Raw genomic sequence first — 5,704 nt, 5'->3', positions numbered from 1 at the left:
TAAGCTCTCTAGCGCCGATGGTAGTTGGGACCTTGTCCCTGTGAGAGTAGGACGTCGCCAAGCAACTTTAAGACGAGTCAGAATGACTCGTCTTTTTTGTGTTTTATAAAAATAAGAATGGTTGGTAAATCTCAGTTTATTATAATTTCACTTTATTGTTCACATCAACAAGTTCAAAACGCTTACAGACGAGTAACATATCTTCAGAGAAATTAAGACCAAGCTCATTTAGTTCCTTTGTAAAAAAATGAACATGGGTGTCTCTCCAGTAATTATAAGTACGATCTCCTTCGCCTTTAGCGATAGCGAATTCTGCGCTTACTTCATTCATTGGTGTTACAGTTACTTCTATTGTCTTAATAATAGCTACAGGTGCATCATTACTATTAAGTATAATACTATAATCGTTAGTGGTCGGTAGCGGTTCATTTTCTAATTCATAAAAATGTGACCGGAGCATGTAGCAGTTTTAATACCGTCAATTACTAGTTGTGCAAGATAATTAGAGGAATCCCCAAATTGCCAAGCTATAACAGATTCTGTTTTTTTTTGTTGTTTGCCTAATAAGTATTCCAATATGTCTGTGCTAATTGATTCATTTTATCGTCATCTCACTCTAATTAATATTTAGTCGCTTTATAATTCCTAGGGAATTTATTTACTTATTCTGTCTTTGTACTCATTTGAAATTTGTATCAGTATGTTGCGAATTAAAAAGATACTATGTGGAATGAATATGGTTTGTAAATATGTCCTGTACATATATGGGATCTTTAATTTTCCAATTGCATTTTATGATAAAGGATATAGTTACTTAAAGAACGTTCAGACTATTAATGGTAGTTTATTATCACTATGCGATATTGAAGTGAGTAGTACTAGAGTTGAAATAGATAAAAAACCGATATTCTAAATTGAATATCAGTTTAATGATATGTGACTTATATGAATCTATAGCAATACGAAAAGCGTAAATAAGATAGCCAACAAAATACGATAGTATGCAAAAGGTTTTAAACCTATCTTCTCTAAAAGCTTTAAAAAAGTTACTACCGCTAGCATGGCTACTATAAAAGAGGTAATGAATCCTACCGCAAACATAGGGATGTCATCGACACTTAAATAGTTCCAACTTTTTAGTAAGTCTAAGCCTGTAGCCCCAACCATTACAGGAAGAGCTATTAGAAAAGAGAATTCAGATGCAGTTTTATAATTTACTTTTGCTAATAGACCTCCAGAGATAGTAGAGCCAGCTCTAGAGAAGCCAGGGTATACTGCTAAGCACTGAAATAATCCGATTGTTAAAGCTTGACGGTATGTTAAATCGTCCAGTGAATAGGTGGCTGCCTCTTTCTTTTTTACTTCTGCAAAGATCATAAGAATTGCCCCTGCTACGAGTCCAATCACAACAGTGTATGGCTGAAATAAGTATGTTTTAATAATATCATGTAGTAGCAAACCAGCCACTACTGCCGGAAATACGCCAAGAAATACATGAAACGCGTTGAATTTTTTCTCTTTCCGTAGAAGAGGCTTAATATTACATAAAGAAACGAGACGTTTATGATATAAAATTGCAATAGCTAAAATTGCGCCTAGCTGAATAACAATTTCAAACGTTTTTGCTCTTTCTCCTTCAAAGTCTAATAAATGCCCGACTAATATAAGGTGGCCAGTAGAAGATATAGGTAAAAATTCAGCTAATCCTTCTACAATACCGAGTATGAAGGCAATAATGATATCGCTCATAGTTTCACTCCTATAAATTAATGAATGTCTACTTTTTTAAAATAGAATAGTGTTGCAATAAATCCGGAAATTGTTGTTACTGCAATGATGATATAAGAATACTCTGGTGGATATGTCGGTTGTAATTCGTTATTTGCGATATCTAGAGTAGTGGTCCACGGAAATAAATCTTTATGCTTGGAGTTTACGAGCATAAGATTAGTCATTGTAATAATGACTGTTAATATAATGGGCGGTACATAGCTCTTCATTACAAGAGTTAGTAGCGCAATAGGTGAAGACAATAGAAAGAGAAGTCCACCACATATTAAAAATTTTAGGAAGGAACCTAAAAGTAAAGCAATGTTAAAACCAGGGAAATTCCCCAATAGCCCTAATATTAAAGTAAGTGCCCAAGCGACTAAAGTTAGCATCATGATCCAAAGAAAGAGAATGATGAATTTACTTATAATAAAGCTAATGCGCGACACGGGGATAGTTAGTAAATTTTTTAGTGTATCTTCTGCATATTCGCGGGTAAGCAAATATGCAACCACTACTCCATATAAGGGGAATCCTATAACTAAAGTAGTATATAAGTTAACATCAGTGAATAATTGATGGAACCAAATAGTCGGAGTTGGCTGTTTTGTTTTTATATGTATATAAGAGGCTACTACAACTAAGAAAGGTGCGACACCAGCACCAATAATGCTAATTAAAAACATATTGGAGCGTTTTAGTTTTAAGAGTTCTGTATAGAGTAGATTAACCAATTGTTCCACCTCCAACTATTTTGGTGAAGTAATCTTCTAGTCTATCTTCGCTTATCATCATTTTTAATACTTCAATATCATTTAGAACAAATGTTCTGTTTATGTATCCTTGTTGTCCAAAATGAGAGTAAATCCGAATATTTCCTTCATCATGTACTTCATAATCAAAAATTTGAAGATGATTTTCTAATAACATCACAGCTTTATTGTCATTATTCACTTGAAACTCTATGTACTTACGGTTTGCTTTGCGCAGCGTATCAAGAGAAACTTCTTCTAGTAACTTTCCTTCATGAATAATTCCGATACGATCGACTAACTGTTCTACCTCGGCTAATATGTGACTAGAAATGAGTATTGTTATATTTCTTTCTTGAGCTAAAGAATGAATAAGTTTTCGCATTTCTTTAATACCAATAGGGTCTAGTCCGTTAGTTGGTTCATCTAATATGAGTAGCTCGGGATAATGGAGAAGAGCGCGTGCGATTCCTAAGCGTTGCTTCATTCCCAAAGAATACTTTCCTACTAACTTTTTTGTCTCATGCTGCAAGCCTACTATTTCTAATGCTTCTTCGATAGCATTCTTTTTGTGAACCCCAATTATCTTTGCATTAATTAATAGGTTTTCTTTTGCAGTTAAGTTTTCATAAAATCCTGGGACTTCAACTATAGAACCAATTCTGCTTAAAATATCTTTTTGATTTTGGAATAAGTTCTCTCCAAATATTTCAATCGTCCCACTTGTAGGCTTTATAAGACTAAGCAGCATACGAATGGTTGTTGTTTTACCAGCACCGTTGCGGCCTATGAATCCATAAATCTCCCCTTGCTGAACATTAATATTTAAATTATCTACTGATTTTTGATTGCCATATACTTTAGTAAGGTTAGTCGTTTTTATAATTGTATTTATAGGAGACACCTGCTTTCTATAAGTTCTTACTTACATCATAAAAAGGAAGGCTTAACTGCATATTAATCATTTCTTAACTATTTCTTAAAAGTATTGTGTTTTGGAATAGAAAAGCCAAAAGTAGTTCGTTTCCATGGAGTACTTTCAACCCATATATGTCCACCGTTTTTCTCAACGAGCGCTTTGGAAATGGAAAGCCCGAGACCGCTGCCACCAAAAGAGGAGTTTCTTGATTGTTCGCTTCGGTACATTCGCTCGAATACGTTTTGTAAATCATGTTTTGGGATACCAGGGCCCTTGTCCCAAATAAGAAGCTCATATTCTGTATCAGTTTCTAATAGTTCGATTCCTACTGTTTTCCCATCTTTTCCATAATAAATGGCATTTTTTATTAAATTACCTATAATCCGTATAAGGCTAAGTTGGTCTGCGATGATAGGACAAATAGATTCTGGTAGGAAAACTTGTAGTTCAATATTATGTTTTGAGAGCTCAGGTAAAAATTCGATTAAAACTTCTCTAGTAACTTCAGAAAAATCGAGTTCTTCTTCTTTTAATGGAAATTCATTGGCGTCTAGCTTTGCCATGTTGAATATTTCATCAACTAGATGTTTTAAGTTATTTGATTTCATATAAAGTATTTTAAGATATTCTTGTTTTTCTATTTCAGAAACAGCAACTCCGTCTTTCAAAGCGTCTATATATCCGATTATGGAGGTGAGAGGTGTTCGTATATCGTGGGAGATACTAGACAAAAGTTGTTTTCTGGATTCCTCGGATCTTTTGGCTTCAATCTGAACCTGCTCTAATTTAGCTATTAGCTCGTTTATTGAAAAAACGATATTATGTAATGAATGGTCATTGCTTGTGAATAATCTCGCTTGTAAGTTTCCTTTTAGTACACGACTTAATTTAGTATCCATTGCTTTGCGATGTTGAATGAATTGTATTCTTGAAAAGAAGAGATAAATTGTAATTAAGATAAGGATAATAAATAAAGACATTTTTACTCTTGGGTTCATTTGTATGTTTAAAATCCCAAAAATGATAAGTTGTAATGAAATAAGGAAGAGGGTTTTATCAGTCTTCAAGCTTTTCACCTACAAACTTATAACCAATTCCCCATATAGTCTGAATGAATTTTGGATTGGAAGGGTCAATTTCTATTTTCTTTCTAAGTTTTCGAATATGTACCATAACGGTATTGTCATCTTCTATATAATTATCGTTCCACACATTTCGGAAGAGCTGTGTTTTTGTAAATACTTGCCCTGGGTTTGAAGTAAAGAATTTTAATAGTTCTAGTTCTTTTCCGGTTAAGTTAATTTCTTCTTTATTTGTATGAACTGTGTATGTATTTAGATTGAAAGTTAGTCCTTTAAAAGATAAAGTTGTTTTTTCTTGAGCAGTATTGTTACTTCCAAGAACTAAAAAACGCCGCATAAGAGCTTTTATTCGTGCAATTACTTCGTGAATGCTGAAAGGTTTTGTAATGTAATCATCAGCACCAATGCTTAAGCCTAAAATTTTATCAACTTCGTGATTTTTAGCGGTGAGCATTAATATAGGTACGTTAGTTTTATCTCTAAGCTTTTTACATACCTCGATTCCATCTATTTTGGGCATCATAAGATCTAATATAACGAGGTTGTAGTTATTTTGATTAAATAAATGCAAGGCTTCTTCGCCGTTGATTGCAGTGTCTACCATATATAATTCTCGTTCTAAATATATTTTTAATAAATTTCGGATTTCTTTATCGTCGTCTGCTATAAGGATATGTATATCTTTCATATTTTCACCTGCTTTTAATAGAGTTTTATTGATAGTACAACAACTCTCTAATTATATACTAGTATTTGTTAAAATAAGGTTGCTAGTTTTGTTGGAGGGAAATGTCCGCACAAGTTAAGTCTAGAGCTCAAATTAACTCGAATATGTTTGGAAGAATAAATTAAAGAGAAGCAGAAAGTATGCTCCGATAATGAAATCCTATAGAGACGTATCTAGCTAAAAGACCATAAAAATATTAACTTGAATATCTTTATAAAAAGGTATTGACGATTATGCTTTAGAGGTGTAGTATAGAACAAGTCGCCGATGACATTAACGTCGCAAGCGACAAACGAAATGAAAAACTTAGTTGACATTAACTAACGAAGATGTTAACATAAGAAAGTCGCAAATGAGCGACCAAGTAGTTCTTTGAAAACTGAACGAAACAAACAACGTGAAACGTCAATTTTTATTTTTAGATGCTAGACAAACTAACTTTATTGGAGAGTTT

5 protein-coding genes and 1 pseudogene are annotated in these 5,704 nt (G+C 33.3%); all 6 read right to left on the bottom strand.

Annotated elements, in window-relative coordinates:
* Positions 1 to 139: 139 nt before the first annotated feature.
* A pseudogene (locus ACS2FK_RS30280) lies at positions 140 to 599 on the bottom strand (ASCH domain-containing protein).
* A 352-nt stretch (positions 600 to 951) separates the two neighbouring features.
* Positions 952 to 1,749 (bottom strand): undecaprenyl-diphosphate phosphatase UppP, encoded by a 798-nt coding sequence (uppP, locus tag ACS2FK_RS30275; RefSeq protein ID WP_063546255.1) that lies wholly within the window; start codon positions 1,747 to 1,749, stop codon positions 952 to 954.
* Between the two features lie 17 nt (positions 1,750 to 1,766).
* Positions 1,767 to 2,504: an ABC transporter permease gene (locus tag ACS2FK_RS30270; protein WP_063546257.1), complete on the bottom strand. Its 738-nt coding sequence runs from the start codon at positions 2,502 to 2,504 to the stop codon at positions 1,767 to 1,769.
* Positions 2,497 to 3,426, bottom strand: coding sequence for an ABC transporter ATP-binding protein (locus ACS2FK_RS30265; RefSeq protein WP_063546259.1), 930 nt, complete (start codon positions 3,424 to 3,426; stop codon positions 2,497 to 2,499). The genes ACS2FK_RS30270 and ACS2FK_RS30265 overlap by 8 nt, the downstream gene beginning before the upstream one ends.
* Positions 3,427 to 3,494: 68 nt before the next feature.
* Positions 3,495 to 4,508: a sensor histidine kinase gene (locus ACS2FK_RS30260; RefSeq protein WP_063546261.1), complete on the bottom strand. Its 1,014-nt coding sequence runs from the start codon at positions 4,506 to 4,508 to the stop codon at positions 3,495 to 3,497.
* Positions 4,498 to 5,211 (bottom strand): response regulator transcription factor, encoded by a 714-nt coding sequence (locus tag ACS2FK_RS30255; protein ID WP_063546263.1) that lies wholly within the window; start codon positions 5,209 to 5,211, stop codon positions 4,498 to 4,500. Before ACS2FK_RS30255 ends, ACS2FK_RS30260 begins: the two co-directional genes overlap by 11 nt.
* Positions 5,212 to 5,704 lie beyond the last annotated feature (493 nt).

The organism is Bacillus cereus group sp. BceL220 (assembly GCF_051776965.1).
Taxonomy (GTDB): Bacteria; Bacillota; Bacilli; order Bacillales; family Bacillaceae_G; genus Bacillus_A; species Bacillus_A cereus.
This window is presented reverse-complemented; position numbering and strand designations above follow the sequence as displayed.